This is a genomic window from Rhodanobacter terrae, assembly GCF_042657005.1.
GTDB classification, from domain to species: domain Bacteria; phylum Pseudomonadota; class Gammaproteobacteria; order Xanthomonadales; family Rhodanobacteraceae; genus Rhodanobacter; species Rhodanobacter terrae.
Window position 1 is genome coordinate 1 of sequence record NZ_JBHSNG010000006.1, and the last position, 24,693, is coordinate 24,693.

The window sequence follows — 24,693 nt, forward strand, 5'->3', positions numbered from 1 at the left end:
CCGCCGGTTTCGACTGCACGACCTGCTGCCGCGGCTGACGCGCGCGATGGTGCTCTGCAAGCCTTGCCCGGAGCCGATGCTGCGCTTGGCGAGTAATTTTCTTCACTGAGGTTCGACGCTAATCAGGTTACCCCAATCGTGCGCCGTGATCTCAGGCCGCCTCAGGCCGAAGCCGCGCTGGATGATCGCCGTGAAGTGCTATGCATCGCCTGCGCCGGTTCCGGCAAGTCGCAGACGTTGGCATATCGTGCAGCAAGATTGATCGCCGCCGGCGCCGACCCGGAATCGATCGTCGTATTCACTTTCACGGAGAAGGCCGCGGAAAACATCAAAAATAGAACGGCTCAGGTACTGGTGGCGACCGGGCAGAGCGAAAACCTTCTAGGAAAGATGTTTATCGGAACTATTCACGGTTTTTGCCAGAACGTGCTTGGTGATGCCGACGCGCGTTATCGACAATACGACGTACTGGACGGTAATCGGTTCAAACTATATCTGATCTCCAGATACCCGCGGCTCGACATCGGACCTTTGAGGAGGAGGAATAAAGACCGTTACTTCGATACGCTGAAATCCGTGCAAATCGCTTGGAACATTCTGCGCGACGAGGGTGTGTCTATCGGAGATGTGGAGAACACGGACCCGGAGTTGGCCGCTTGTCTGCGGGCTATAGAAACGGAACTGGAGAAGGATCAATTCATTGACTTCTCGTCAATGATCAGGCTTGTCGTCGACAAAGCGGGGAACACCCCCAGAGTGACCGATCGGTTAAGTCGGATACGCCACCTCCTCGTGGACGAGTATCAAGACGTATCTGGATCTCAAGAAGAACTGGTCGCTGCGATCCACCGGCTTGGAAGTTCGATTTTCGTTGTCGGAGACGACGATCAATCGATATACGGTTGGCGGGGTGCTTTGGTTCGTAACATCCTCGAATTCGAACGACGTTATCCCGATGCGGGCAGGCACACGTTGGACGAGAACTTCAGGAGCACGCGCGCGATCGTGCAAGCGTCGGACGGCTTCGCCAGAGCGGAGCTAGGAGCCACTAGGCTGGATAAGGCCCCGACGCATGTTCACGATCTTCGGCCGCGACAGTTCGGTGCGTTCTTCTTCGATCAGCGAGATGACGAGGCCGAGTGGGTGGCCGAGCGAATACAAACGCTGCTCGGGACGACGTTTGTCGAGCGCGACGGTACCGAGCGTGGGCTCACGCCTGCGGACTTCGCCGTTCTCATGCGCTCGACCAAGACCGCGGAACAATCCGGGTTGCCGCGCCACGTCGCGTTCTCCAGCGCCTTGGCCGCACGTGGGATCAAATATACTTTGAGTGCCGGCGGCAACGCCTTTGAGCGGCCTATTCCGGCCGGGTTACGAGAACTGTTTCGGTTGTTTGAGAACGCAAACCCGGGACGCGTTGAGGTTCAAGAACTGCTGAAAACGCAGCTTGCCGCCAGCTTTCCCAACGCTCGCGAAGATCGCTTATTAGAGGTGATGGCGAAGTGGGGGCGCGATATTCACCGCCCGCAGGATGCGGTTCGGGTGCGCCTCTATCCGCAGCAGTTGCTGTTGGATGTCCTTGAGGCCTTGAATCTTGCCGAAACCGCCTTGTCTCCGGACGACATGCGGGACATCGGTTTGTTCAGTCGAATTATGCAAGACGTGGAAAGCGTATTTCTGAGCGTGGACAGCACCGACCGCTTCCGTTCCATCGTCAGATTCCTCGACAACGTTGCGGAGGACGGTTACGACACATCTACAGAAGACGTCGTGGCGAGACCGGACGCCGTCACTATCAGCACGGTGCATCAAGTTAAGGGGTTGGAGTTTCCCGTCGTTTTCGTTGTAGACGTGGTTCCCGGGCGGTTCCCGGGGAGGCGTTCCGGTTATGACGGATGGATACCCGTAGAGTTGATTCAGAACTCCGTTGCGAGCGGTGCCTACACAGGTACGCCGGAAGCCGAGGCGAGGCTCTTTTACACAGCCATGACCCGAGCCGAACGCTATCTGTATGTGTCCGGTTGTGCCTCACTGCCAGGCGGAAAGCGGAAAAACAAGCAATCTGTATTCGCTGCAAGGCTTGATCATGAGGAGATGGTTAAGGATGTTGCGGTGCTTCCCGAGGCGCTGACGCGTTCACCGCTTCGTGCCCGAGTAGACGATAATTTGCTGCCGACGTCATTCAGCGACGTAAAGTACTACTTGCATTGCCCCGCGGACTACCGTTTCAGGAAGGGTTACGGTTTCAGCCCGCCGGTACCGGAATTGTTTGGTTACGGGCGTGTGGTCCACGTTGCGATAGAAAAGCTCCATGAACTTTATCCGGAAAGGGCGCCGGAGCCTCTGCGGGCGGCCGAGGTCGCTGCGGAAAATTTCCATCTCAAGCATGTTGCGCCCAGTCGAGAGCCTGATGTTCGACCGGGTGCCTACGAGAACGCCAAACGACGAGCGCAGGAAATCGCGGCGGAATACGTCGAGAATTACGGCGATGACTTTTCGCATCGGCGTCGAGTTGAAGCCCGCTTCGAACTCACGGCGCAAGGATGCCTAATAACCGGCGCGATCGATCTGCTGGTGCGCTATTCCAAGAGCGGCGAGATCCTCGAGACACAGGTCATCGACTTCAAGACTATGGAAGGAGGTCAAGACGCCCTCAACAATAAGGACCTTGAATGGACTGAACTGGCGCTTCAGGTGCAGTTGTATGCGAAAGCGGCGAGAGACGTTCTCGGTGAGAATGCGGCTACTGGGTCCATTCATTTGTTGAAGGACAACCGGCGGGTGGATATCCCGATCGACGGTGCGGCGGTGGCTAATGCGATTTCGAACGTCGAATGGGCCGTTGCGGGAATACTGGCCGACGATTTTCCGATGCGGCCCGAAAAAAAGAAATGCGAGATCTGCGATTTCAAGCAGGTTTGCGCGCGGCAGCGGCAAGATTTCCGAGTGGGAATGATGCCTCCGCCGATGATTTCGACCCCGGCAGGAGATCTGCCCGTAGCGGCACTGCGTTGAGTTTGAAGTAGGAGGTTTCCGCGATGGACACCGTGTCACCGGAAACCCGAAGTAGGATCATGGCGGCGGTACGCACACGACATACCGCTCCTGAGCGAATTGTCAGATCTCTGATCCACGGATTGGGGTTACGCTTCGTGCTCCATGATCGACGCTTAGTCGGTACTCCGGATATTGTGTTGCCTAGACATCGCGCCGTGATTTTCGTTCACGGATGCTTCTGGCACGGACATGAATGCTCGAGAGGGAAGCTGCCGAACACACGTCGAGAATTCTGGTCGGAAAAGATAGAAGCGAATCGGCGGCGTGATCGCCATGCAGTAAGGCGTTTGCGCCGGGAGGGTTGGCGGGTAATGATGGTTTGGGAATGTGAAACGAAAGAGCCGACCCGGTTAATGCGGCGCCTGAAAAAGTTCTTTGCATAGTCTCGGCCAGCCAAAATAAATCTTAGAGTTACGTCCCGGCGCGCCGCCGTCGGGCTCGCGAGCTACGTCCCCCTGTTTCGCTGTGCAGATCGATCTTCCGCACAGGTCAGGAATCGGACTGAGCGATGTTCCTTTATTTCTACTTTTAGTTGCATTTGGCGAAATAACGGAACATGCTTGGCACTATGTTTCCAGCGACCCAAACCCAGCGTGTCCTCGATCTGGCCAGCCGGCAGGGCCTGCTGCGCGCCAGCGATCTGGACGCCATCCGGGTGCCGCGGGTCGTCCTGACTCGGCTGGTAGCGACGGGCCGGCTGGACAGGGTCGGTCGGGGCCTCTATCGCCTGCCGGACCAGGGCTCGGAGCACGAAAGCCTCGCAGCGGTGGCGACCAAGGTTCCGCAAGCCGTGTTCTGCCTGCTCACCGCGCTGCAGTTCCACGAACTCACCACCCAGCTTCCCCGGCAGGTCTGGATCGCCATGCCCCGCGGCAGCCACGCGCCGCGCATCGACTATCCGCCGGTCAAGATGGTGCAGTTCACGGGTGACGCCTACACGGCGGGGATCGAGACCGTCCAGCGCGACGGCGTACTGCTGCGGGTGTACGGCGTCGCCAAGACCGTGGCCGACTGCTTCAAGCATCGCAACAAGATCGGGCTCGACGTGGCGCTGGAAGCGCTGAAGGAGGTTCGGGCCAGCCACAAGGTCACGATGGACGAGATTTGGCGCTACGCGAGGATTTGCCGCGTGGCCAACGTGATGCGTCCCTACCTGGAGGCCATCGCATGAGGCTAGGTCATTCGACGAACATGGCCGCTTCCGTTCGTGCGCGCCTGCTCAACGTGGCGAAGGCGCAGAGCTCCGATTTCCAGCAGGTATTGGTGCGTTTTGCGCTGGAACGCATCCTCTATCGACTGACTCAGTCGTCGCATGCGGATCGCTTTCTGCTCAAGGGCGCATTGTTGTTCACGCTCTGGTATGACATGCCGCACCGAGCTACGCGCGACGTCGACCTGCTGGGCTTTGGCGCGAGCGACCTCGATTCGGTCGCGCAGGTGTTCCGCGAGGTCGCCGCCATCGCGGGGGACGACGGCATCGTGTTCGATCCCGCTTCGGTCACGGTCGAGTCGATCCGCAAGGAGGCCGGCTACGGTGGTGTTCGCGTCGTTGTCGTGGCCGAACTGGCCCGGGCGCGGTGCAAGACGCAGATCGACGTCGGCTTCGGCGACGCCGTGGTCCCTGGGCCCGTGGATTCGGTCTATCCCGTGTTGCTGGAGGATTTGCCAGCGCCGCGACTGCGAGCCTATCCCACCTACACCGTCGTTGCGGAAAAACTCCACGCCATCGCGCTGCTGGGCATGGCGAACAGCCGCCTCAAGGATTATTTCGACCTGTCGGTGTTGCTGGAGCGCGAGATCCTCGATGCCGACCTGCTTGCCGAGGCGATCCAGGCTACGTTCGAGCGCCGGGGCATGGTCGTGCCGGCGGAGCTACCGGTCGGGCTCACGGACGAATTCGCGCAAGATCCGTCGCGGCAGGCGCTATGGCTGGCGTTCCTGAAGAAGAACGGGTTGGCGCTCGAACCCCTGGGCGACGTCGTAGGTCGCTTGCGGTCAGCCCTGATGCTCGTAATGGACCGCATTGCTCGATGACCTGGGCGGTATCGTTGACTCGAGGGGATGTGCTTGTGGTATGCCGGTTTTATCGTGAGTTGCGGCGTCCATCAAGGGCAGAGCCGGCGAGGGGCTCGTAATAAAGTCTTGCGTCCCGGCGTTCCGCCGCCGGGCTCGCGAGCTGCGCCCCGCGCTCCGTACCGGGTCGCGGCCATCCGGCGCTGATCCCTCACGCCTCCGGCCCTTCGGGCCTGCGCGCTTCGCTTGCACGTGGAAGTGGAGGTGGGTGGTCTGCTGGCCTTTTCACCGTATCACGGCGTTCTCGCCGTCAAGGGCTGCGCGTGTTCCACGCTGGCGGCCTCTGGTCGTCTGCGACCCCTGACGGCTTGCGCTGCGCCGTGACGCCTCCGGTGCCGGGCCATCCCGCCCGAGCTATCGGAGCACGTCATGAACGAGAAATCCCACGTTTCGCTGGAGCAGCATGTCTGCCTGGTCTGTGGCGCAACTTTCGACACCGGCGCGATCCTGCTCGATCGACGCTTGCGCGCGAGCATGGAGCGTCATACGACGACGGGCTGGAGCCTGTGCGCCGAACATCGGAAGCTGTTCGACGACGGTTACGTTGCACTGGTCGAGTGCGATCCACAGCGCAGCGGGTCGCCGGCGGGCGGCGAACGCCTCAAGCCGGAGCAGGCATACCGAACCGGCCGCGTGGCGCATGTGAAGCGCGAAGTGTTCGCCAGGTTGTTCGACGTCGCGATCGCGATCACGCAGGCGTGCGTGTTCGTGGAGCCCGGTGTGATCGAACGGCTGCAGGCGAGGGCGGGGCGGCCGCTAGGCTAATCGCTCAACGGCAACGAGATGCGTCGTTCTGTTGGCGGCAGGGCGGCGCACCTGCTTCTTGCACGTGTCGAAGTAGGAAGACGCCTCCGCCCAGATCGTGTGTGCTGGTGCCTTCTGCGGGCCTGTCGTATCGTCGTTGAAGCGACCTGATGCATACAGGCAAATCTCACAACACGTCGGACACCCCATGCCATACGAGGATGACGAGAAGAACGAGGAAGACGAGTTCGACCTGACGGGGGTATTGAAAGGCCGGATGCTCGATCTTTCGTTCGACTACGTCTTGATCGTGGAGTGGCTTTTCGAGCGGGATGAGCGGACCGGAAGTGCGCTCCGTGATTGGCTGCAGGGCAAGGTGCCTGCGGGCAAGGTCGAATACGCCCAGTGTCGTTCCCGCGCCGAACTGGAGGTGCGGCTGGATCGTGCGCGAAACGAAGTATCCGTACGTGGTGTTCCCATCGTGCACATCGAGGCCCACGGGGAGAAGCCACATGCGGGGCAAGCGCCCGCTGGCTTCGTGGGGCCGGATGGCAACGGTGGCTCTGAATTCTTGGGGTGGGAACGACTCGGGGATGTGCTTCGCCCGCTGAACATCGCCGCGCGTTTCAACCTGCTTGTGGTGGGGGCGGCCTGCTATGGCGAGGGACTGATGTTGGGTGTGCGGGGCGGTGAGCCGATGCCGTTTGTCGCTGTGGTGGGATACACCGACACGGTGTCGTCCTTGTCGTTGCGACATTCGTTGGTGGAGCTCTATCGCGCCTTGCTATTGAATAAGGCCGAACTCGGCGCAGCGGTGGACGATGCGGATCGGCAACGACACTTTCCGGAAGATGCCCTTCTGCGCCCAACGTCGATGACTGTGCTGCTCGCCGAAAGCTTCGTCCAGGGCATAGCAATCAGTATCCGGAAACTGCGCAGACAACTCTCAGCCAAGGCGGGGCATGTTGACGGTTCGCAAGACTTGGATCCGACCCTGCCGCTCGAAGCTAGGCAAATGCTGCGCGCAGAATTGGAGCACGCCTGGTCGATGATGTGGATACAGAAGGAGATCCCGGAGAACGCACGTCGGTTCGCGATCGATGCCGATCGCCTGTTTGAGATGGCGATCGAATACGCTGATGCGTTGTAGCACGCTTGACTGGAGCGGGTACGTGGCTCCGCTTTTAGCGGTTTCGGCCGACCACAGCAATCTCGGTAGAGTGGCGTGGTGATAGCCAATCACTTTCCTGCCACGATGGGCTTCAGCGCCATGTAAACCGTGGCTCACCCTGTAGCGTCGCTTCTGCACCACAGAGGTTCATTGCCTGCGCCAGGAGATGCCAGAACTCCTCGTAGTCCTGGTTGTGCATCTCATCGTCCGCCACACAGAAGAAGGGGACTGGACGATTTGCGTCGCGGTGGGTGTTGGCCACGACGATCTCACGGATGTGCATCAGTCTGAAGCGAAGGAAATCCGAGTAGAGTAGCTTGGTCGTCACGTCCATGATTTCCGGGGACAGATAGCTGGCATAGATCTGAAGCGTCGTCGTGATTTCGTCCACTCCTTCCCTTGCTGCTCGCTCCAGCATGCTGAACCATCGGATTTCCTCGAACGAACCGTCCCCGTAGGGTGATGCCGAATTCAAGTCGAGCGATGCGAGAATCTTGCGGCGATTGGGGTCGAGCAGATCCAGAGGTGACTCCGGGGCATCACATTGCCGACACCAGATGGAGTCATTGGCAATCGGATGGATTGTGTGCTGAAACTCCCTCAGCAACTGACGAATGCCGATGGCAGCTATGCGTTCCTTGGTCTTCTTCCGGGTGGCCTGTTCGCGCTTGTTGCGCGAGGTCACCAGCATCGACGTGATCAAGGCGAGGAAGCCGATCGCCAGCACGACCCAGCCAAATGGCGTGATCTTCGAGAAGCCTGAGGCATCTGGAGACCACTTGGGTGAACCAATGATTGCGGCAACTGCGGCCAGAAATGCCACGATCGGCGGCACGTAATCGAGAATTTGGAAGCGGTAGTTTTTTCGCATGGAGTTGCCGGGCCGGCGCGATGTTCGGTTTCGTAGAGGGGTAAGAATGAACAGTCTTAGTCTCCGGGGTGAAGCGGGCTCCCCTTGGGAATCCACGGTTCCCAGAGAACGTGCCGCCAATCATGTTGGAAGGTGGCCTTGAGCGACGCCATGCCCTGAGCGGTCAACAGCAGGTTGTACTTGCAGAGAATCTCGTCAAGGGTCCGCAGGGCGGCGTCGATCTCGTTGAACCTGGGCAGCCGACGGATCCTGCCTGGCGAATTCCGGTGCGCGATGCGCTTGTTCACGAAACGACGGACACGTTCGCTGCTGTCCTCGATACGGCGCAGATCGGTGCGAATGGCTTGCTGCGGCAGGAATGCGCGTCCTGGTCCCACGACATTGTCGAAGGTGGAATGCCCGTATTCGGCGCCGGGCGCGGGGACGTACATGCGTACGTGGGCGGCGCGTTCGATGATGCCTGGATTTTCCAGGATTTCGTAAAGCATCCGCCAGAGCGAATGCGAACCGTTTGATTGATCCGTAAAACTACGGATGCCGATCGATACGGTCGCCACGTAGTTCGAGCACATCCAGTCGAAGAAGTCGCCCGGCAGAAGTACCTTCGGGTTCTGCTTCGCGACTTCCTGCAGATCCCAGAATATCTCCTGGCTTGCGAGCAGGCTCGTCAGATCGCGACGCATGCCGGGCAACCAGCGTTTCCATCGCAGACGCAGCTTGGGATGGAGTGTGGGGTTCTTTTGAAGCGTGCCAGGTCTTCTGCGGTGAGGTGCGTTCTTTTTCGGCATGGTCGGTGGCGTTGATAAGCGGCCTTGTTGTTCTGACCACCGTAGCACGTCGTTCTCGCCATCAACGCAGGCACGCTGTCGTGCAACCCTGCCGCTGACTTGCTCGCTTGTTGAGGTGTCCGCAGAGCGTCAGATTGTCCGTGCTCCCCGACACTGGAGTTGCGCTGATGTGGGCGAGGTTGGCTGCGCGGTCGGCCGGCGCAAGGGCAAGCCCTCGTCCACTGACGTTTCCGCCTTCCAGCGTCGGCGTGGCCGACGCTTCCCGGTGCTGCCGGCCTTTTCCCGCTTCGCCACCCGGTACCCACGGCGCAATCCCGCGTCGGGGAGAAGGCACATGGGTATCACACGCGACGTGCTCGGGCACTACACGATCGATGGGCCACAGACGGAGGGCGATATTCTCGAAGCCGCCGAAGACATCCTGCGGCGTCGACTGGAACGGCTGGGTAGTCTCGGCAATCCTAGGGATAGCGCGGACTTCCTGCGCATGAGGCTCGGCGCACTCGTTCACGAGGAGTTCCACATGGTCTGGCTCGACAATCGCCACCGCATCCTGGCGGTGGAGAAGCTCTTTCGCGGCACGATCGATGGATCCTCGGTGCATCCGCGCGAGGTGATTCGATCGGCGCTGCAGCACAACGCGGCCGCGTGCATCATGGCTCACAACCATCCGAGTGGCGTGGCCGAACCCAGTGCAGCCGATCGCGCCATCACGAAGGAGTTGAGCGAAGGACTCCAGCACATCGGCGTGCGCGTGCTGGATCATATAGTGGTGTCGGCGGGCGACTGCGTATCGATGGCAACCAGGGGCCTCTTGTGAGGCCCTCATGCCGATAGGTTACCTAGCCGCTTTTCTGGGCGACTTCTTCACGGCCCGTTTCTTGGCGGTCTTCTTTGCCGAGGCATTCTTTGAGACGGCCTGGGTGATCAGCAGCGAATCTGCCGTTACGCCGGATTTCTTCAAGGCTTGCTGGAACCATGCCGGCTTCTTGCCGTGACCAGTCCAAGTTTGGGCGGGATCGGCAGGGTTACGGTACTTGGGTACGCCCGCGCCGGCGCGCTTGCCGCGTTTGCCGGCACGTCCCGCATAAACGTCGGAGAGCTGCAATCCGGAGGCTTTGAGCAGTGCATCGATTTTCGCCTTGACGCGCTGGATGTGCTCCGCACGTGCGGATGCCATTTTCGATTGCGCCTGGGCGATCAGGGCCTGCAGTTCGTTCGGCGAGAGTCCATCGAGTTTGACAGTCATGGAAGATCCTCTGGTGAATGGCATCATGAAAATGAGCAACGAGAAGGGGGGCTTGCGCGTTTCCGTACGGACCGGGAGCTGGCCACTCCATGGTGTAGGTCACCTGACTACCTTTACCGGGATTTCCAGTCGAAGGGCCTTCGATGACGCCTTGGCGTGCTCCATTCTATGCCATCGTCATCCCCTGCATGGCTCGCCGCGTTAAACCGGCTCGACACAACGCGGGCATGGCGTTGCAACCAGTCGGGCCACCAAGCGATCGACCACATTCGCTTCCGGGAATGTAATCCGCATACCGCCTGGATGTGCTCCGATTTCAATAACCGAATGGTTCAGTGCCACATGCATACTGCGAGCGGTGGCGACATGCGGGCAGTTCTGGTACTTCAAGCGACCGTGCAAGGTGATGTGTGAAATTCGGTGGAAAGGTACGGAGCCATCGAATGGCAGAACGAGGGTGTCATCGCGCTTCTCGTGTATCTCAAGCTTGAGCAACTGCTCTGCGGTGACATCGATGGATTCGGCGTTGATAGGGACTTGTGCTCCATCGCGCGTGGCAACGACAAAGTTCGTATCACCGCTTGCTTGGGATAAGACAATTTTGCGCAGTGATATCAGCCCCTGGTCGATTTCAAGGAAGACATGGGCAAAGCCGTCTCCAAGTATTTCCCGAAGCTGCTGTTGCTTTTCAGGGATATAAAGCGAGATCGGATGAATGACTTCGAAGTAGCCGCCCGACGAGGCTGCCGCCATGACGGAATCGGTGCTCAGGTAGTCCTGCGACAACAGGGAAACGGCGTTCAGGGCGTTGAGCAATGCGGCATCCATGTGCTCCCGCGCCGACGACGCTGACGGTTCTGGCAGCACGCACCCTGGACGAAGGAGGAGTCCTTCAATCAGGCCCACGGCACCGGCTCCGATCGCGATGACTTTTCCATACGAAGGCACATCGCACTGAGCAATCTGGCCGTGATAATAATGGCTGACTTCGTCATCAAGCTCCGCACTCAGCACAATGAAACTGACTTCCAGTTGATCCCGCCGCACCCGGTCAGCCACTTCCGCGTGTAGCGAGGCGTTGTAGCGGGTAGCGCCGCCATACGTCTTTGCCCATATGTGCTCCATCACCAGCCGCGCGTGATCGACGCGACCGGAGTAGAGAAAGTGCATTCGGTTGCCGAGATCCCATACCTTTCGCGCCGTGCCGGCGGGCAGGAAACCCGGTACGCCAGGTCGTTGTTCTCGCTCCGTAAGAGGTGTGGTGGGTTTTGCAGAGATAGGATCGTTGCTGCTGATCAGCGAGTCAGCAACGATGATCGGTAAGGTTTCCGCGAATAACACTGCCACGACGGTCATAGGATCGTGCTCGCAAGAATGGTGTTCATAACCGGATTCACCTGGCCAATGCCGATCCCGAACAAGTGGTACGGAGAGCGCGAAGTAAGTTCGGCCACAGACGGGTAACAACGAATATACCGCGGAGCACGGACGTCAAGGCGCTGCGCACGCTGCAACGGCTGCGGCAGGGTTTCTCGGAGGGTGAAAACACGGACGCCGACGAAGTGCCGAAGACCGCGAGCCTGTCCGATCGGCTGGCGCAGCGGTTGAGCGCACATCGCACTGCCGCGCTGCAAATCGAAATCGCCCGGCACCCACACGTCGCACTGGCCGCGCTGGTGCATGGCGTGGTGCAGACCGTCTTGCAGCCCGACGCCTGCGGCGACGGTCTGCCGTTCGGCGTGCGCCTGACCGTGCAAGATCGGCTGGAAAGCATGGCCCCGGACTGGCCCGAATCGCCTGCTGCCGTGGCGTTGCGCACGTTGCAGGAGGTCGCGGGCGAAGCGTTGCCGCAGGACGGCGCCGAACTGTTCGCCGTGCTGTTGGCGACCTCGCAAGACGATCTGGTGCGGCTGCTGGCGGTGTGCGTCGCAGCCACGGTGGACGTGGTGACGCCGCGTGCCACGGCGCGTCAGCCGGGCACTGAACTGGCGCAGGCCGTGGGGCTGGACATGGCGGCATGGTGGAAGCCGACGGCGGAGGGCTATTTCCAACACGTGCCGAAGGCCGCGATTCTGGAAGCCGTCAGCCAGTACGCCCCGGAGCAGGTCACTCGTCTGTCGAAGCTCAAGAAGGCCGGCATTGCCAGCGAGGCCGAGCGGCTGGTCGAGGGCACCGGCTGGATGCCTGCCGTGTTCCAGACGGAACATCACATGGAGCCGGAAGGCGTACCGGGTGTGGCCAGTGACACCGATGCGCCGGAAGTAGTGGCCGATGAGGCACTGGCGCACGCGCTGGCCGCGTGACGATGCGGCATGGCCCGGCGTGGTTTGCGCGGGGCTTTCCTCGAACCGGGCGCGGCAGACCTGCCGCGCCCGGTTTCAACATCCACTGCAAAATCACCTCGTCGCCACCTTCGACCAAGCGGTGACGAGGTGGATGCGTAACGGTCTTGCGCGCAGCACGATCAATTCGCCAAGCTTCTTTGTCAGAAGTTACAGCGAATTGGGCTGTGTGATAGTCGCCATTAACGCTTCCGGGTAGGCAACTTCTTGCTTGACGCGGGTCCACTCGGCTTTGAGCACTTGCTCCGTGAGCGTGGCTGATCGGTCAATGAGGGTCATCATTCTTCCAATCAGTGCCTTCGCATTCGCCTCCGTGCGCGCTCCTTGCGTTTCATTCAGGACAGCCCGGATGTTATCCAAGCAGGCGCGAAGTTCAATGTGCAATGGTTCCTTGGGATTCAGCCTGAATTTGAGGCGAATGTGCCGCTCATGATGTTCGCGGTCGCGTGCCCCGTTCTCTGCGGTAAACGCATCCGCAGCTTCCTGCTCGATCCGGTTGACAACGGCCGGATCGCCGTTGGCCTCCTGGCTGACCTTCAAGGCTGTCCTGTCGCGAAGCGCATCCCATTTCCACACGATTTCCTGTGACAACGCGAGATGGAATGCCATGTCCGTGCGTAATTCATCGATCCACCTTTGGCGCTTGTCAGCAACAAATGATGCGGTAGATCGATGAGATACGAGGCGTTGCATATCCAGCGTGTCTTGGGACTGCCTGGCGGATTGTTGCCGGCTACGCCATGCAATGTAGAGTTGAATCCCTATACCTGCAGCGGAAATTCCGGCCTGTACAACAAAAGGAGTTTCGATTGCCATGTGATCGCTCTTGCTACGGTCTTGAATGACATTGAGAGTGATTTGGTGGGCGCGATGAGTTGACGACCACCGATATCGTATAGCCGATATTTGGGGGACACGCTTGGGAGGTGACGATCCCATGCGTTGGGCGTATCGGCGCCATGCGCCGCCGGGCTTTCGGGCTATGCCCCGTGCCGCTTGTGGCGTCACGGCCAGTCGGCTTCAATCCCTCACGCCTCCGCGCTGGTGGCGCTGCGCGCTGCGCTTGCCAGGATCGCGCGCCCTGCCGCGAAGCCAGGGCACAGGCACTACGCCCGAACTTGCTGCGGCAGGTTGTGCCAAAGCGCGCCGTCCTCGACGCTGACGGTTCGCCGCCTGTATGTCATGAAGGACGGCTCACCGACACGCCGCCCGGCCTCGCCTATGGAGCTCCCACGCCACGCCTCAAGCACGTCACCGCAGGGTTGCGGCAAGGGGTGTTTTCACCTTGTCGTTGGTGGTAGGCCTTGCCCGCGTCATGGCACAAACCGGTGCAGCCGCCTTGCGGGGACGCCGAGTCGGCCCTGTCTCCATTCGGGACAGGCGGCCTGTACGTCCTTGGTTTGTTGTGAATCCTGGCGAGGGCGCGGCTGCGCCTTGGGCTTCATGGCCGCAACCTTCCAGTGCAAACAATTTCCCCGCCGCTGCGCGGCTTCCTCGCGCAGCAAATTCTTTGCGCTTCCAGGTTCTCCACTGCGTTGCGACCGCAAGCGGTGCGGCCCGCCCATCCCCCGCCGGCCGGATCACAACAAGGACGCACTGGCGCGACCTTGTTCAACCCGAAAGGAGAAAACACCATGGCTAACATCGGCACCTTCATCGCAGAGAAAGACGGCTTCACCGGCACGCTCCGCACCCTGACGCTCAACGTCAAGGTCAAGCTGGTTCCCAACCACAAGGGCGACAGCGAGAACGCCCCCGACTTCCGTCTTCAGGCAGCCGGCCACGACATCGGTGCGGCGTGGAAGAAGACCAGCGAGGCCAAGCGGGATTACCTGTCCGTGACCCTCGACGATCCTTCGTTCGCGGCGACGGTCTATGCCCGCCTGATCGAGGGCGAGGACGGCTCGCACGACCTGATCTGGTCACGCAGCAAGCCGCAGGCGGCCTGACGGTCGCCCACGGCGCCCCGTCCCTTGCGGCGGGGCGCCGTGCTGCTGGCGCAGCACGTCACGCACGCGCCTACGGCGCGTCGCGTTCCTTCAACACTGCCTCAAGCTCCTGGCGTACCTGCGCCAGAAGCTGCTCGGCCTTGCGCGTGCTGGTGCCGGCGTAGGCCAGCGTCAGCAGCGTGAGCGGATGCACTTCCATGACCTCGCACAGCTCGGTCATCTTGTGCATGGTCGGGCTTTTCTGGTTGCGCTCCAGCGAACTCATATAGGTACGGCTGGACACGTCAGAGAACGCTTCCTGGCTCAGGCCACGCGCTTTTCTGATCGTCCGTATTGCCGTCGCCAGTGAGTGCTTCGCCGCCACCTAGGGTTCCTTCCGGGAAACCAAGATGACAGCCGATTGATCCCTATAGGGCTACAATCTATAGTGTTCATTTAGTAAGTCGATTTTCCGTATCCGTGCTTTTGTCCTGATCCGCTTGGACGGATCGCCACTGATCCCGGGAGCCGCTTTCGTGGCTTTACTGACTTCCACAAAGTCGCCTCTGCATGTATGCGCTTCGACGGATGTGTGGGGATGCGTAACGGCGCTTTGGCAGCGAGACACGGAACCGATTTGGCGGATGCCCGTATCTGCGCCAAAGCGCATGCGCGCCTCGGCGGTTGTGTGCGATTTCGCAGCGGTGCAGACAGTCACCAAGCCGATACTCCAGTGGAGCGCCCCGTGCAGGGGTGGTGCCTATGAACCCCCTCATCACCGATGACGAACGTGCGCAACTGCTGGTCAACGGCCAGGCCCGCGCTGTTACGCAAGACTTTGATCCGCCGCCCGTCGTCAAGCTGTTCACGCCGGACGCGCACGCGACCTGGTTGTTGGCCGCGCTCGATCCCGCCGATGGCGATATGGCCTGGGGCCTGTGCGATGTCGGTATCGGCATGCCCGAGCTGGGCACGGTGAGGCTGTCGGACTTGGTGTCCATCGTCGGGCCGTTGAATCAGCCGGTCCTGCGCGATCGCTATTTCCAGGCCACGCATTGCCTGTCGGAATACACGCGTTTGGCGAAACGCAACGGTTCGATCCTGGACTGATCGGAGACGGTGTGGCCCCGCCAGCCATCGCCAAACCGGGCGCATTGTGTCCATGTCGGTCTTGCTTGAGACCGGCCCGGCATCAATCGGGATTACCACACCATCAAGGTGTGCGTCAGACCGGAAAAGTCGTTATCGCATGCTCGATTTTATGCACGCTGGCCGATACCGCGAGCGAAACACGGTGCCCGCGACCGTTGCACCGGAACAGGCCACACCATAAGCCGGAGCCTATCGGCTCGATCTTCTCAATGCTTCGCCGATCGGCTTGATGCTTTGACGATCGCACTTCGGTTCGTGGCCGCTCCCGGTTGCCCTGTATGTGACAGGAGCTCGCGCCATGACCGATTCACCTGAAGCCTGGCATGCCAGTGCCGCCTACCTTTACGTGCTGCACCTGGACGGCCCGGCTCTCGCTTGGGAATATCTGCGTCGCAACCCGGACTACTGCAGCGACTGGTGGCGCCATCGCCATCGGGTCGGTGCTGGGGCAGGTGCCGTAGTTGAGCGCTGGGGTCTATACCCGCCGGAAAACCCCGGCCTGGATGCGCGCGACGCACATCCGGCCTGGTCTTCCGAGCCCAACGGCGCGGCGCAGCTCCACCCCGACCTGGCACCAGCGGACGACGCAGTGCCCTTCGACTTGTGGGACATCATCGGCCACAAGCACTTGTTCCATGACGGTCGATACCTGTCACTGATCGCCTGGCTACCGGGGTGCTGGCGGCGCTTTGTACTTGCCCCGACCCTGGAACAGGGCATGCCTTATGTTCATGGGCTCCACGACGGCGATCCACCGCTGCGCATGGAAAGCACGGCTTCGTCGTGGGCCCGCAGCTGGACGCGGCCAAGCCGCGCTGCTCTCCTTGAGCCGCTCACGTTGCAAACGCTGGATGGCACGCTGGCCGGTGCGACCTTGCGCGAGGTAGCCGAGGTGCTGGTTGGGCCGGCCGTCGTCGCGGCCGACTGGCACGCGGACAGCGCGCTGCGCGCCCGCGTGCGTCGGCTCGCGCAGCGCGGCGCGGTGCTGATGCATGGCGGCTACCGCGGCCTGCTCCAGCAGGCGCCGGGCGTACAGGGACGTTTGCACGGCCCTGCCAAACGTCCCTGAGCAAGCCCCCGATCTTTCCCGAGACTGCCTCCATCCGGCTGCGTTGTCGTGGCCGATGCCCTCAACCGATGGAGGCCCATCCCATGCGACCCGCTCCTGTGCGGCCCTATGCCGTCCGCGCCGCTACCCCGCCATCCGCCGCAGCGCCTCCAACTGCTCGCTACTTGACCAACGACGAGGCCGCCGACTATCTGCGGCTATCGCCGCGTACGCTGGAAAAGCAGCGCGTGCTTGGCGGCGGCCCGCGCTTTCGGAAGTTCGGCCGGCGCGTCATGTACGCCGCTGCCGACCTCGATGCCTGGGCCGATGCCCGCAGCTTCGAGGCCACGTCCGACCCCGAGTACGCCGAGCGCCACTCGGTCGACAGCCGTGCGCGCTGACCATCAGCGCACGGGTGGCCATCGCCATGCCCCGGCCGGCACGCGAACAGCTGGCGTTGTTCCGTGCGTTGCCGGGCGACATGGCGCCGCGCGACAGCCAGGACTTGATGGCGTTCCCGTTTTTTTCGTTAGCGAAGTCGCATCGCACAGCGCCGATCGACTTTCGCGCCGGTGGCGTGACCGTGCGCGTGGAAGGAACGGCCGAGTACGGCATCGCCACGATCTGGGATGCCGACATCCTGATCTGGGCCGCGAGCCAGATCGTGGAAGCCCGCGACGCCGGCATCCCGACCTCGCGGCTGATGCAGGCCACGCCTTACGAGATCCTGCGCTTCATCGGCCGCGGCACGTCGCTGCGCGATTACCAGCGCCTGAAGGCCGCACTGGATCGCTTGCAATCGACGACCGTGGCCACCTCGATCCGCGAGATGACCGGGCGACGCCTGCATCGCTTCTCGTGGATCAACGAGTGGAAGGAGCGCGCGAACGCCGAGGGTGTGCCGCTCGGCCTCGAACTGGTCCTTCCCGATTGGTTCTACGCCGGCGTGCTCGACGCCGCCCTGGTGCTGACCATCGACCCGGCGTACTTCCGGCTCACCGGTGGCATCGAACGCTGGCTGTATCGCCTCGTGCGCAAACACGGTGGACGCCAGGCCGGCGGCTGGCAGTTCGACTTCGCGTACCTGTATCGCAAGTCCGGCAGCATGGCCCGGTTCTACGACTTCGCCGCCGACCTGCGTGCACTGGTGGCGAAACAATCATTGCCCGGCTACGTGCTCGGCATCGGATGGGCGCCCGATCGCAAAACAGAGCGGCTGACGTTCCGGCCCGTGCCGCGCGCGGCACGGGGATAACCCGGGGACAAGCGGTGCATGGCCTCGTGCTATCAGGCAACCGAAGTATCGTGCTATCCGGCAACACATCCTCGTGCTATCAGGCAACAAAATCGGCCGCGAACTCAGTCACCGTGCGTACTTGCGCGGCCTCTAACTTACCTAACCCAAAAACATTAACGGGTAGTAGAGCCACGCTGTTGCAGTGGACAAGGGCAAAAACGCAAAAGCAACGGCGGCGCTCAAAACACCAATCACCACATTATCCAGGTCGATCAACAGACCGTTCTCCGTCGCGGAGTATCGTCTCGTGATCGTCGCCCTGCTCAACCAGAAAGGCGGCGTGGGCAAGACCACGCTAGCCACGCACATCGCCGGTGAACTGGCGCTACGTAGCCAGCAGGTCATCCTGCTCGATGCCGATCCACAGGGATCGGCATTGGACTGGACGCAGCGTCGAAGCCAGCAGGGACTCCCGCGGCTCTTCAGTGCCGTCGGACTCGCGCGCGAAACGCTGCACCAGGAAGCGCCCGAACTGGCGCGCCGCAGCGATCACGTCGTCATCGACGGGCCGCCGCGCATCGCCGCACTGGCGCGTTCGGCGCTGCTCGCCGCCGACCGTGTGCTGGTGCCGGTGCAGCCCAGTCCCTACGACCTGTGGGCAAGTGCCGAGATGGTGGCGCTGGTCCGCGACGCACAAGTATTCCGGCCACAGCTCGCTGCCGCCTTCGTCATCAACCGGCGTGTCAGCACTACCGTCATCGGCCGCGAGGCGCGCAGCGCGCTCGCCGAACAACCGCTGCCATCGCTGCAATCGGAAATCCGTCAGCGCATCGTCTTCGCCGACAGTGTGGCGGTCGGCCAACTTGCGCGCGAGCTGGCGCCCGACAGCGCTGCCGCACGCGAGATCACCGCGCTCACCGACGAGCTGCTGCGGTGGTCGTCATGAGCCATGCACGCCGCAAGCGCATTGCCATCGGCGCACGTCCGCCGACGAACCCGCACGCCGAGGCGTGGATTCGCCAGGGCGACGCCGATGCTCTCCAGAAAGGCGATCTCTACACCGCGCGTCTGACGCTCGATATCACCCCTGGGCTGCGCGCGCGCATCAAGGTATCGGCCTTCACGCAAGGCCTGACCGTTGCCGAACTGCTGCGCGCTCTGCTGGAGCGCGAGTTCCCGGAGCACACATCATGAACACCCACGTCACGGCGGCGACGCAGCCACCCGCACCGTCGTTCGTTGCGCTCGCCAGCCAGAGCAGTAGCACATCATTGACGCGCGTTTCGCTCGCCTACTTGGCACACCGGATCAACCTTTACCTGCGCTTCGGCGAGCCGGCGTATCACGTGCAACACGACCGCTGGCGGCGCGTCGCGGCGTTCTGGCCGGCGTCGATCTTCGGCCGTATCCGCTGGGAGGCCAACGACGATGGCGCGACACGCTGGCAACTCATGGTCATGCAAGCATGTACCTCGCTGGATGCGGCGCAGCGCATTCCCGGTGTACAACCCGGCGCGCGCCTGCTGTTGCATGCCGAAGGCGAACGGCAGGTGCGGGCGGTGCTGTCGTGTATCGACGCCATCGAAGCGCTGGGTATCGCACCGGCCGACGTATTGCCCACGTATTGGCGATCGCTGGGCAACCGACTCGCCCTGCGCGGGCCGCTGCCGGTTTACACCGCCGGGCAGCATGCCGCGTGGCGGGTCGGAAAGGTGCTGTCATGACGGCCATTTCCACCATCAACCCCGCGTCGCGTCCTCGCTCGTGCTTGCGCGCTCGTCTCGCACTGGCGGCGCTGTCCACCTGCGGCTTCGCTTCACTGGCCTGGGCGTCATTTGTGTCGCCGCTGCCACGCTTGATCTACAACCCATCCGACAGTGTGGCGGTTGGCTGGTATCGCGTCGATTCGCTCGCACGCCATGCCGGCTCGTTGCCGCCTGCGATGCGCGTCGGCCGCATCGTGCTGGTTCCGTTGCCGGCCCGCGCCGCCGCGCTTGCCGCGCGGCGCGGTTACCTGCCATGGCACATCCCGCTGCTCAAGCCGGTCGCTGCCATGGCACCGCAGCAGGTGTGCATTACCGAGGGCGTCGTGCGCATCGACGGCGTGCCGGCGGCCACTGTGCTGCATGCCGACGGGATGGGCCGGCCGCTGCGTGCATGGGCGCATTGTCGGCGTCTTCGTCCTGGCGAACTGTTCCTGCTCAGCACAACGAATCCAGCGTCGTTCGACAGCCGGTATTTTGGACCCGTCAGTGCATCCGCCGTGCTCGGCGTCGCATATCCGGTGTGGCTGGAGACACGTCGATGACGATCGCCGATTCGCTGCGCGTCATCGTGTCATCCGGCGTGTCGTTCCGGTGTGCCGCGCCGTGTCGTCGCGCATGCCGTGTGGGTGCTTTCGCGCCGCACGTCGCGCGACATCCGGCGCGATCATTCCCCGTGCAGACGACTTGCCCCGGGCGCGCCATGCCCGTGCCATGGCGGGCGCTCGCTGGCGGTCCCGCTGTGCGTCGCGCAGCCCCACCGGGCCGCCGAGGCTTGGAGTGGAAGCGAGAGGCAAAGACGGAGGGCAAGATAAAAGGTCGCGGCACTCCGTGGCGCGAAAAGCGAGTCTGCACGTGGGGGTGGCGCGGCACGCGCCTGGGAGGGCAGCGTGCCGCGAAGGTGCGCACTGCCGTGTCGGTACTGGCGAAATCGCGTGCTTCGTCCGCCGGATTGCGAGGGCCTTGGATGGAGCCGCCGCATGAGCAGCCGTGACGACGACCGTTTCCGCGTCCGGCCTGGTGCGCCGAAACAACGCGGCGACGCCTTCATCAATCAGGTGCTTCGGCAGACCAACAAGGCCGGCGCGAAGGTTGGTAACAAGATAGGAAAGGCCGGTCGGCAACCCGGTGCCAGGCTCGGGCGTGGCCATGTGGCGGCGCGATTCGCCGGGCGATCACTGGCCGCCAACGCCCGGCGCGTGGCGATCAAGGCGCGACTGGTCAATCTGGCAAAGGCCAGCCCACGCTCGATCACCACGCATCTGCGTTACATCGAGCGCGAAGGCGTCGATCGCCTGGGCGGAGCAGGGCGTGCCTACGGGCCGACAACCGACGCAGCCGACCTCGATGCCTTCAAGGAACGCAGTGCCGGTGATCGGCATCAGTTCCGCTTCATCGTCTCGCCGGAGGGCGCCGAGCAGCTCGACGACCTGCGCACCTACACGCGGCACCTGATGGCGCGTATGGAAGGCGACTTGGGAACCCGTCTGGAATGGGTGGCAGTCGATCACTGGAACACGGACAACCCCCACACCCACATCGTTCTGCGCGGCAAGGACGACACCGGCAAGGACCTCATCATCTCCCGCGACTACATCGCCGAGGGAATGCGTGGACGGGCATCGGAACTGGCGACCGAATGGTTGGGGCCGCGCACCGAGCGGGAGATCCAGCGCACGATGCAGCGCGAGGTCGATCAAGAACGGTGGACGGGATTGGATCGCACCCTGCAGCGCGAAACCGGTGACGACGGCCTGGTGCGCATCGAACGTTTTTCCGAGCCCCGGCTGCAGCGCCAACGACAAGTGCTGATCGGGCGCCTGCAACGCTTGCAGCGTATGGGTCTGGCGGTCGAGTCGCAGCCCGGCAAGTGGGTCGTGCATGCCGAGGCCGAAGCCACCTTGCGGGCGATGGGTGAGCGCGGTGACATCATCCGTACCATGCAGAGCGCCATGAACAGCCGGCAGCGTGAGCTGGCGGTGTTCCAGCCAGGCAAGGATAGTCAAGCTATCGTTGGTCGCGTCGTCGGCAAGGGGCTGGCCGGTGAACTGCACGACAAGGGCTATCTGATCGTTGATGGCACGAATGGCAAGGCGCACTACGTGGCGCTGCCGCCGCGCGCGGACCTGGAGCACTATCCGACCGGTGCCGTGGTGGAAGTGAAAGGCTCGGCCGACGTGCGCGCCGCCGACCGTAACGTCGCCGCGCTGGTCGTGGATGGCGTGTACCGCACCGATCATCACTTGGCCGTGGCACAGGGGCAGGCCACACCCGACCGCGATCCGCGTGAAGTGGTGGCTGCGCATGTACGCCGGCTCGAAGCCTTGCGTCGCGCCGGCATCGTGGATCGCGTGGCCGAGGGCGTCTGGCGCGTACCCGACGACCTGATCGAACGTGGTCGCCAGTATGACGCACCGCGCCTCGGTAGCGGAGTGGCAGTGGCGCTGAAATCGCACCTGCCGATCGAACGGCAAACCCGTGTGATTGGCGCCACCTGGCTCGACCAACAATTGCTCGGTGGCGACAAGGGGATGGGCGACCTGGGCTTTGGTGGCGAGGTCAAGTACGCGCTGAGCAAGCGCGCCGACTTCCTGATCGAACAGGGACTGGCGCAGCGGCGCGGACAGCGCGTGGTTCTAGCGCGTAACCTGCTGGCGACACTGCGCGAGCGTGACATCGGGGCCGCGGCACGAAAAATTGCGGAAGAAACCGGGCTGATATATCGCCCCATGGAGAACGCCAAACCCATCAGCGGCGTCTACCGTCGTGACGTGCTGCTAGCCAGCGGGCGGTACGCCATGTTGGACGGCGGTGCCGGATTCAGCCTCGTGCCGTGGAAACCGGTGATCGAGCAAAAGCGGGGGCGACGTGTAACTGCTGTCGTGTGCGGTCAGGGCATTTCTTGGGAATTTGCGCGGCAACGCGGCCCGTCCATCGGTTGAAGCCACCGAACCATGATGCCTGTCTGGCGGGAATTCCCGGTGGCCGGCAGCCTGGCGGCACTTCGAACGCTACCATATAACTACCGCGGACGGCCTGCCGACTCGCGTCAAATCCGGTCCGGTACTTAGTGATATGGGCCTTTTCACATACCGAGGCGGGTATTGAGTACCCAAAACGGCCCTTGCACCACACTATGAGAGTGAAAGAGGCGCCTTTCGTGCGGCGCCCACCACGGATACATTGGGAGCCGATCGTTGCTAGCGTTCATTGCAAGGCAAGCCGTAAGGTATGACCGCCAGACCATGCGGTCGACCGGATGGTGTATGCCATGGTGAAACCCCAGCAGTCTTCGGTGGAAGCGCGCGAGTTTGCCGCTGCGGCCATGCGCAACTACAACGGCGACCTGCATCGGTTCCTGTGTCGACGGGTGCGACACGTGCAGGATATGGACGATGTGATGCAGGAGGTGTATCTGCGTCTGCTTCGCGTGAAAACCATTGAGTTGGTGCGAAACCCGCTGGCGTATATTTACGGTATTGCGTCGCATGTCGTCAGCGAATTCAACCTTGGCAAGCATCGCGGGCGGGTAGTGTTCGATTCGCCGACTGTCGATGCCATGGTGGACAACCCGATACAGACGCATTTGGTTGAAGGAGGGGGACATTTCGAGCGCCAGGTGAGCGAGGCGCTTGCACAGTTGCCGCCCAACCGACTGGCGATATTGTTGCTGGAGCGACGCGACGGCCTGTCACATGAGGAAATCGCTACGAAGCTCGGACTGAGCGTACACACGGTGAAGAAGTACAGCATGGAGTCGCTGGCCCATGTCCGAGCCAGCTTGGAGCGTTGATGAAGGACGACTTGCGTGGACAATCGTAGATCGCAGACATGAGCAGTTATCGCACCTCACAGCAGGAACGAACCGAACGTGCCTCGCGAGAGGCAGCGGACTGGTTGCATGTCATGCAGGGTCATGCTGGTGCCGTCGAGCACGAGGCATTCGCTGCCTGGATCGCATCGTCGCCGTTGCATGTACGCGAGCTGTTGCTAGCCAGCATGCTCGATCGCGAGCTGTCCAAGCCCAGCCTACTCGATAGATTTGATGTCGACGCTATCGTCGCCGAGGCAACGGTGCGTGACAACGTAGTATCACTGCGTGAGCGCACGTTACGTGCGCGAGGCCTTGATCGCAACGCGGCACAGTCCCGAAATGTTGCCCGCTGGATATGTGCCGCCGGGGTGGCAGCCGTCGTGCTGCTGAGCGCGGTGAGCTGGATCGGCGTACGCCAGTATGTGAATTCCGGCGTGGATTACGCGACGGTGGTAGGTGAGCCGCGCTCGATCAGTCTCGCCGACGGAACGATAGTTGCACTGGCACCGGACTCGCGCATCACTGTGACATTCTCACCCGGAGCACGGGATGTCATCCTGCGTAAAGGTGAGGCCCGGTTCGACGTGACTCATAATGCCGCGCGGCCGTTCCGTGTGTATGCGGGTGCGAACCTGATCCAGGATGTCGGGACGCTATTCACAGTGAATCGACTACCTTCAGGGACTCTCGTGTCGGTGACCGAAGGTAGCGTACAGATCACAGCCAATCATCTTGCGGCATTGCAAAGCGGGGTGGGTGAATGGGTGGCATCGTGGCTGCCCGGCGAGGCCACTGCCATCAGGCGTCCCGGCGTAAAGGTCGTGCCGCTGGGTCATGCTGTGGATCTGACCGCCGGTGAGACGGTCCATATCTCGCGCAACGGCAAGGCGCTCACGCAAGGTACTATTGACGAAGATCGCCAGGCACCGGAAAACGCGCGGCGCTTGACCTTCCACGACGATACGCTCGCCGACATCGCTACAGAGTTCAACCGCTACAACACTCGCCAAATCTTTGTCGATGGCGACGCGACGCGGCTGCAACGCTACAGCGGTGTATTCGACGCGAACGATGCCAGCTCGTTTTTGCAGTTCCTCGACTGCTGTTCGACCCTCGCAGTCATCCACGACGGCGATCGCATCCTGATCCAGGCACGCGCCAGCGGTCCATCAGCACGCAAGCAGTAACGTGGCCGAATAATGAATCCCCTCGAGGCTTACGTCAGCGTCGACGCTGACGTATTGCAGCGGCTGCACGCACGATACCCCTTTTCGCTTTAGCGGGCGACGTGCAGAAAAATTAATTATTTCGTAGAAGTACCCTTTTTAGCTTCGACATTACACATGTAGTGACAGGGCAATCGGGCGTTGGCCTCGATGAGGCATTGCATTCATCTTTAGCCGTGCGGATGTCTTCGTGCGGGTCGTTCTTTTGTTCATCAAAAATATTGAGGAAC

26 protein-coding genes are annotated in these 24,693 nt (G+C 62.0%); 20 read left to right on the forward strand and 6 right to left on the reverse strand.

The genetic code is table 11. The features are described 5' to 3' along the window. Positions 1-138: 138 nt before the first annotated feature. The 6 genes from ACFPPB_RS07555 to ACFPPB_RS07580 all read left to right on the forward strand — a co-directional run bounded on the left by ACFPPB_RS07555 (position 139) and on the right by ACFPPB_RS07580 (position 7,024). Positions 139-3,015 (forward strand): ATP-dependent DNA helicase, encoded by a 2,877-nt coding sequence (locus ACFPPB_RS07555; protein ID WP_377325953.1) that lies wholly within the window; start codon positions 139-141, stop codon positions 3,013-3,015. A 23-nt stretch (positions 3,016-3,038) separates the two neighbouring features. After that, positions 3,039-3,440 carry a very short patch repair endonuclease gene (locus tag ACFPPB_RS07560; RefSeq protein ID WP_377325955.1) on the forward strand — a complete coding sequence of 134 codons (402 nt, stop codon included), beginning with the start codon at positions 3,039-3,041 and terminating at the stop codon, positions 3,438-3,440. Between the two features lie 185 nt (positions 3,441-3,625). Then, complete coding sequence (locus tag ACFPPB_RS07565) at positions 3,626-4,228, forward strand: type IV toxin-antitoxin system AbiEi family antitoxin domain-containing protein (RefSeq protein ID WP_377325956.1); 603 nt, start codon at positions 3,626-3,628, stop codon at positions 4,226-4,228. 53 nt (positions 4,229-4,281) lie between these two features. Then, complete coding sequence (locus ACFPPB_RS07570) at positions 4,282-5,091, forward strand: nucleotidyl transferase AbiEii/AbiGii toxin family protein (RefSeq protein ID WP_377325958.1); 810 nt, start codon at positions 4,282-4,284, stop codon at positions 5,089-5,091. Between the two features lie 408 nt (positions 5,092-5,499). After that, positions 5,500-5,895, forward strand: a complete 396-nt coding sequence (locus tag ACFPPB_RS07575) for an ATPase (protein ID WP_377325960.1) — start codon at positions 5,500-5,502, stop codon at positions 5,893-5,895. A gap of 187 nt (positions 5,896-6,082) precedes the next feature. After that, entirely contained in the window at positions 6,083-7,024 is a 942-nt protein-coding gene (locus ACFPPB_RS07580; protein ID WP_377325962.1) for a hypothetical protein, read from the forward strand. A 112-nt stretch (positions 7,025-7,136) separates the two neighbouring features. Here ACFPPB_RS07580 and ACFPPB_RS07585 read toward each other — a convergent pair whose 3' ends face one another. After that, complete coding sequence (locus ACFPPB_RS07585; RefSeq protein WP_377325964.1) at positions 7,137-7,916, reverse strand: hypothetical protein; 780 nt, start codon at positions 7,914-7,916, stop codon at positions 7,137-7,139. 56 nt (positions 7,917-7,972) lie between these two features. After that, the gene (locus tag ACFPPB_RS07590; RefSeq protein ID WP_377325966.1) at positions 7,973-8,599 is read right to left on the reverse strand and encodes a hypothetical protein; all 627 of its coding nucleotides are present in this window, start codon (positions 8,597-8,599) and stop codon (positions 7,973-7,975) included. 439 nt (positions 8,600-9,038) lie between these two features. Here ACFPPB_RS07590 and ACFPPB_RS07595 point away from each other — a divergent pair, with 439 nt between their 5' ends. Next, the gene (locus ACFPPB_RS07595) at positions 9,039-9,524 is read left to right on the forward strand and encodes a JAB domain-containing protein (protein WP_377325968.1); all 486 of its coding nucleotides are present in this window, start codon (positions 9,039-9,041) and stop codon (positions 9,522-9,524) included. Between the two features lie 18 nt (positions 9,525-9,542). Here the strand turns inward: ACFPPB_RS07595 and ACFPPB_RS07600 are convergent, their stop codons facing one another. Both ACFPPB_RS07600 and ACFPPB_RS07605 read right to left on the reverse strand, forming a co-directional pair. After that, positions 9,543-9,953 carry an H-NS histone family protein gene (locus ACFPPB_RS07600; protein WP_377325969.1) on the reverse strand — a complete coding sequence of 137 codons (411 nt, stop codon included), beginning with the start codon at positions 9,951-9,953 and terminating at the stop codon, positions 9,543-9,545. Positions 9,954-10,154: 201 nt separating this feature from the next. Next, positions 10,155-11,309, reverse strand: a complete 1,155-nt coding sequence (locus ACFPPB_RS07605; protein ID WP_377325971.1) for a hypothetical protein — start codon at positions 11,307-11,309, stop codon at positions 10,155-10,157. Positions 11,310-11,515: 206 nt separating this feature from the next. Between ACFPPB_RS07605 and ACFPPB_RS07610 the strand changes: the two genes are divergently transcribed. Next, positions 11,516-12,256 (forward strand): hypothetical protein, encoded by a 741-nt coding sequence (locus ACFPPB_RS07610; protein ID WP_465269353.1) that lies wholly within the window; start codon positions 11,516-11,518, stop codon positions 12,254-12,256. 189 nt (positions 12,257-12,445) lie between these two features. Here the strand turns inward: ACFPPB_RS07610 and ACFPPB_RS07615 are convergent, their stop codons facing one another. Next, positions 12,446-13,111 (reverse strand): hypothetical protein, encoded by a 666-nt coding sequence (locus ACFPPB_RS07615; protein ID WP_377325973.1) that lies wholly within the window; start codon positions 13,109-13,111, stop codon positions 12,446-12,448. 818 nt (positions 13,112-13,929) lie between these two features. On the opposite strand from ACFPPB_RS07615, the gene ACFPPB_RS07620 reads away from it, so the two are divergent. Beyond that, complete coding sequence (locus ACFPPB_RS07620; RefSeq protein ID WP_377325975.1) at positions 13,930-14,244, forward strand: DUF736 domain-containing protein; 315 nt, start codon at positions 13,930-13,932, stop codon at positions 14,242-14,244. Between the two features lie 70 nt (positions 14,245-14,314). Here the strand turns inward: ACFPPB_RS07620 and ACFPPB_RS07625 are convergent, their stop codons facing one another. Then, positions 14,315-14,608, reverse strand: a complete 294-nt coding sequence (locus ACFPPB_RS07625; RefSeq protein ID WP_377325977.1) for a helix-turn-helix domain-containing protein — start codon at positions 14,606-14,608, stop codon at positions 14,315-14,317. Positions 14,609-14,985: 377 nt separating this feature from the next. Between ACFPPB_RS07625 and ACFPPB_RS07630 the strand changes: the two genes are divergently transcribed. The 11 genes from ACFPPB_RS07630 (at position 14,986) to ACFPPB_RS07680 (ending at position 24,424) form a co-directional block, all read left to right on the forward strand. Continuing rightward, complete coding sequence (locus ACFPPB_RS07630; protein ID WP_377325979.1) at positions 14,986-15,333, forward strand: DUF2958 domain-containing protein; 348 nt, start codon at positions 14,986-14,988, stop codon at positions 15,331-15,333. 340 nt (positions 15,334-15,673) lie between these two features. Next, positions 15,674-16,444: a DUF2285 domain-containing protein gene (locus tag ACFPPB_RS07635; protein ID WP_377325981.1), complete on the forward strand. Its 771-nt coding sequence runs from the start codon at positions 15,674-15,676 to the stop codon at positions 16,442-16,444. Between the two features lie 164 nt (positions 16,445-16,608). Continuing rightward, a complete protein-coding gene (locus tag ACFPPB_RS07640) occupies positions 16,609-16,824 on the forward strand; it encodes a helix-turn-helix domain-containing protein (RefSeq protein WP_465269354.1) in 216 nt (71 codons plus the stop codon). 26 nt (positions 16,825-16,850) lie between these two features. After that, positions 16,851-17,678, forward strand: a complete 828-nt coding sequence (locus ACFPPB_RS07645) for a replication initiator protein A (RefSeq protein ID WP_377325985.1) — start codon at positions 16,851-16,853, stop codon at positions 17,676-17,678. 289 nt (positions 17,679-17,967) lie between these two features. Beyond that, positions 17,968-18,606: a ParA family partition ATPase gene (gene parA / locus ACFPPB_RS07650; RefSeq protein WP_377326302.1), complete on the forward strand. Its 639-nt coding sequence runs from the start codon at positions 17,968-17,970 to the stop codon at positions 18,604-18,606. After that, complete coding sequence (locus ACFPPB_RS07655) at positions 18,603-18,854, forward strand: chromosome partitioning protein ParB (RefSeq protein ID WP_377325987.1); 252 nt, start codon at positions 18,603-18,605, stop codon at positions 18,852-18,854. Before parA ends, ACFPPB_RS07655 begins: the two co-directional genes overlap by 4 nt. Continuing rightward, positions 18,851-19,384: a DUF2840 domain-containing protein gene (locus ACFPPB_RS07660; protein WP_377325989.1), complete on the forward strand. Its 534-nt coding sequence runs from the start codon at positions 18,851-18,853 to the stop codon at positions 19,382-19,384. Before ACFPPB_RS07655 ends, ACFPPB_RS07660 begins: the two co-directional genes overlap by 4 nt. After that, complete coding sequence (locus tag ACFPPB_RS07665) at positions 19,381-19,968, forward strand: S26 family signal peptidase (RefSeq protein WP_377325991.1); 588 nt, start codon at positions 19,381-19,383, stop codon at positions 19,966-19,968. Before ACFPPB_RS07660 ends, ACFPPB_RS07665 begins: the two co-directional genes overlap by 4 nt. Before the next feature lie 435 nt (positions 19,969-20,403). Further along, on the forward strand, positions 20,404-22,365 hold the full coding sequence (locus ACFPPB_RS07670; protein ID WP_377325993.1) for a DUF3363 domain-containing protein: 1,962 nt from the start codon (positions 20,404-20,406) through the stop codon (positions 22,363-22,365). Positions 22,366-22,694: 329 nt separating this feature from the next. Then, positions 22,695-23,216, forward strand: coding sequence for an RNA polymerase sigma factor (locus tag ACFPPB_RS07675; protein ID WP_377325995.1), 522 nt, complete (start codon positions 22,695-22,697; stop codon positions 23,214-23,216). A 38-nt stretch (positions 23,217-23,254) separates the two neighbouring features. Next, positions 23,255-24,424, forward strand: coding sequence for a FecR family protein (locus tag ACFPPB_RS07680; RefSeq protein WP_377325997.1), 1,170 nt, complete (start codon positions 23,255-23,257; stop codon positions 24,422-24,424). Positions 24,425-24,693 lie beyond the last annotated feature (269 nt).

Coding starts and splice junctions, on each gene's coding strand:
- ACFPPB_RS07560 (WP_377325955.1), top strand. CDS start 3,039: ATGGACACCGTGTCACCGGAAACCCGAAGTAGGATCATGGCGGCGGTA.
- ACFPPB_RS07565 (WP_377325956.1), top strand. CDS start 3,626: ATGTTTCCAGCGACCCAAACCCAGCGTGTCCTCGATCTGGCCAGCCGG.
- ACFPPB_RS07575 (WP_377325960.1), top strand. CDS start 5,500: ATGAACGAGAAATCCCACGTTTCGCTGGAGCAGCATGTCTGCCTGGTC.
- ACFPPB_RS07580 (WP_377325962.1), top strand. CDS start 6,083: ATGCCATACGAGGATGACGAGAAGAACGAGGAAGACGAGTTCGACCTG.
- ACFPPB_RS07585 (WP_377325964.1), bottom strand. CDS start 7,916: ATGCGAAAAAACTACCGCTTCCAAATTCTCGATTACGTGCCGCCGATC.
- ACFPPB_RS07590 (WP_377325966.1), bottom strand. CDS start 8,599: ATGCGTCGCGATCTGACGAGCCTGCTCGCAAGCCAGGAGATATTCTGG.
- ACFPPB_RS07595 (WP_377325968.1), top strand. CDS start 9,039: ATGGGTATCACACGCGACGTGCTCGGGCACTACACGATCGATGGGCCA.
- ACFPPB_RS07600 (WP_377325969.1), bottom strand. CDS start 9,953: ATGACTGTCAAACTCGATGGACTCTCGCCGAACGAACTGCAGGCCCTG.
- ACFPPB_RS07605 (WP_377325971.1), bottom strand. CDS start 11,309: ATGACCGTCGTGGCAGTGTTATTCGCGGAAACCTTACCGATCATCGTT.
- ACFPPB_RS07615 (WP_377325973.1), bottom strand. CDS start 13,111: ATGGCAATCGAAACTCCTTTTGTTGTACAGGCCGGAATTTCCGCTGCA.
- ACFPPB_RS07620 (WP_377325975.1), top strand. CDS start 13,930: ATGGCTAACATCGGCACCTTCATCGCAGAGAAAGACGGCTTCACCGGC.
- ACFPPB_RS07630 (WP_377325979.1), top strand. CDS start 14,986: ATGAACCCCCTCATCACCGATGACGAACGTGCGCAACTGCTGGTCAAC.
- ACFPPB_RS07635 (WP_377325981.1), top strand. CDS start 15,674: ATGACCGATTCACCTGAAGCCTGGCATGCCAGTGCCGCCTACCTTTAC.
- ACFPPB_RS07645 (WP_377325985.1), top strand. CDS start 16,851: ATGCCCCGGCCGGCACGCGAACAGCTGGCGTTGTTCCGTGCGTTGCCG.
- ACFPPB_RS07655 (WP_377325987.1), top strand. CDS start 18,603: ATGAGCCATGCACGCCGCAAGCGCATTGCCATCGGCGCACGTCCGCCG.
- ACFPPB_RS07660 (WP_377325989.1), top strand. CDS start 18,851: ATGAACACCCACGTCACGGCGGCGACGCAGCCACCCGCACCGTCGTTC.
- ACFPPB_RS07665 (WP_377325991.1), top strand. CDS start 19,381: ATGACGGCCATTTCCACCATCAACCCCGCGTCGCGTCCTCGCTCGTGC.
- ACFPPB_RS07670 (WP_377325993.1), top strand. CDS start 20,404: ATGAGCAGCCGTGACGACGACCGTTTCCGCGTCCGGCCTGGTGCGCCG.
- ACFPPB_RS07675 (WP_377325995.1), top strand. CDS start 22,695: ATGGTGAAACCCCAGCAGTCTTCGGTGGAAGCGCGCGAGTTTGCCGCT.
- ACFPPB_RS07680 (WP_377325997.1), top strand. CDS start 23,255: ATGAGCAGTTATCGCACCTCACAGCAGGAACGAACCGAACGTGCCTCG.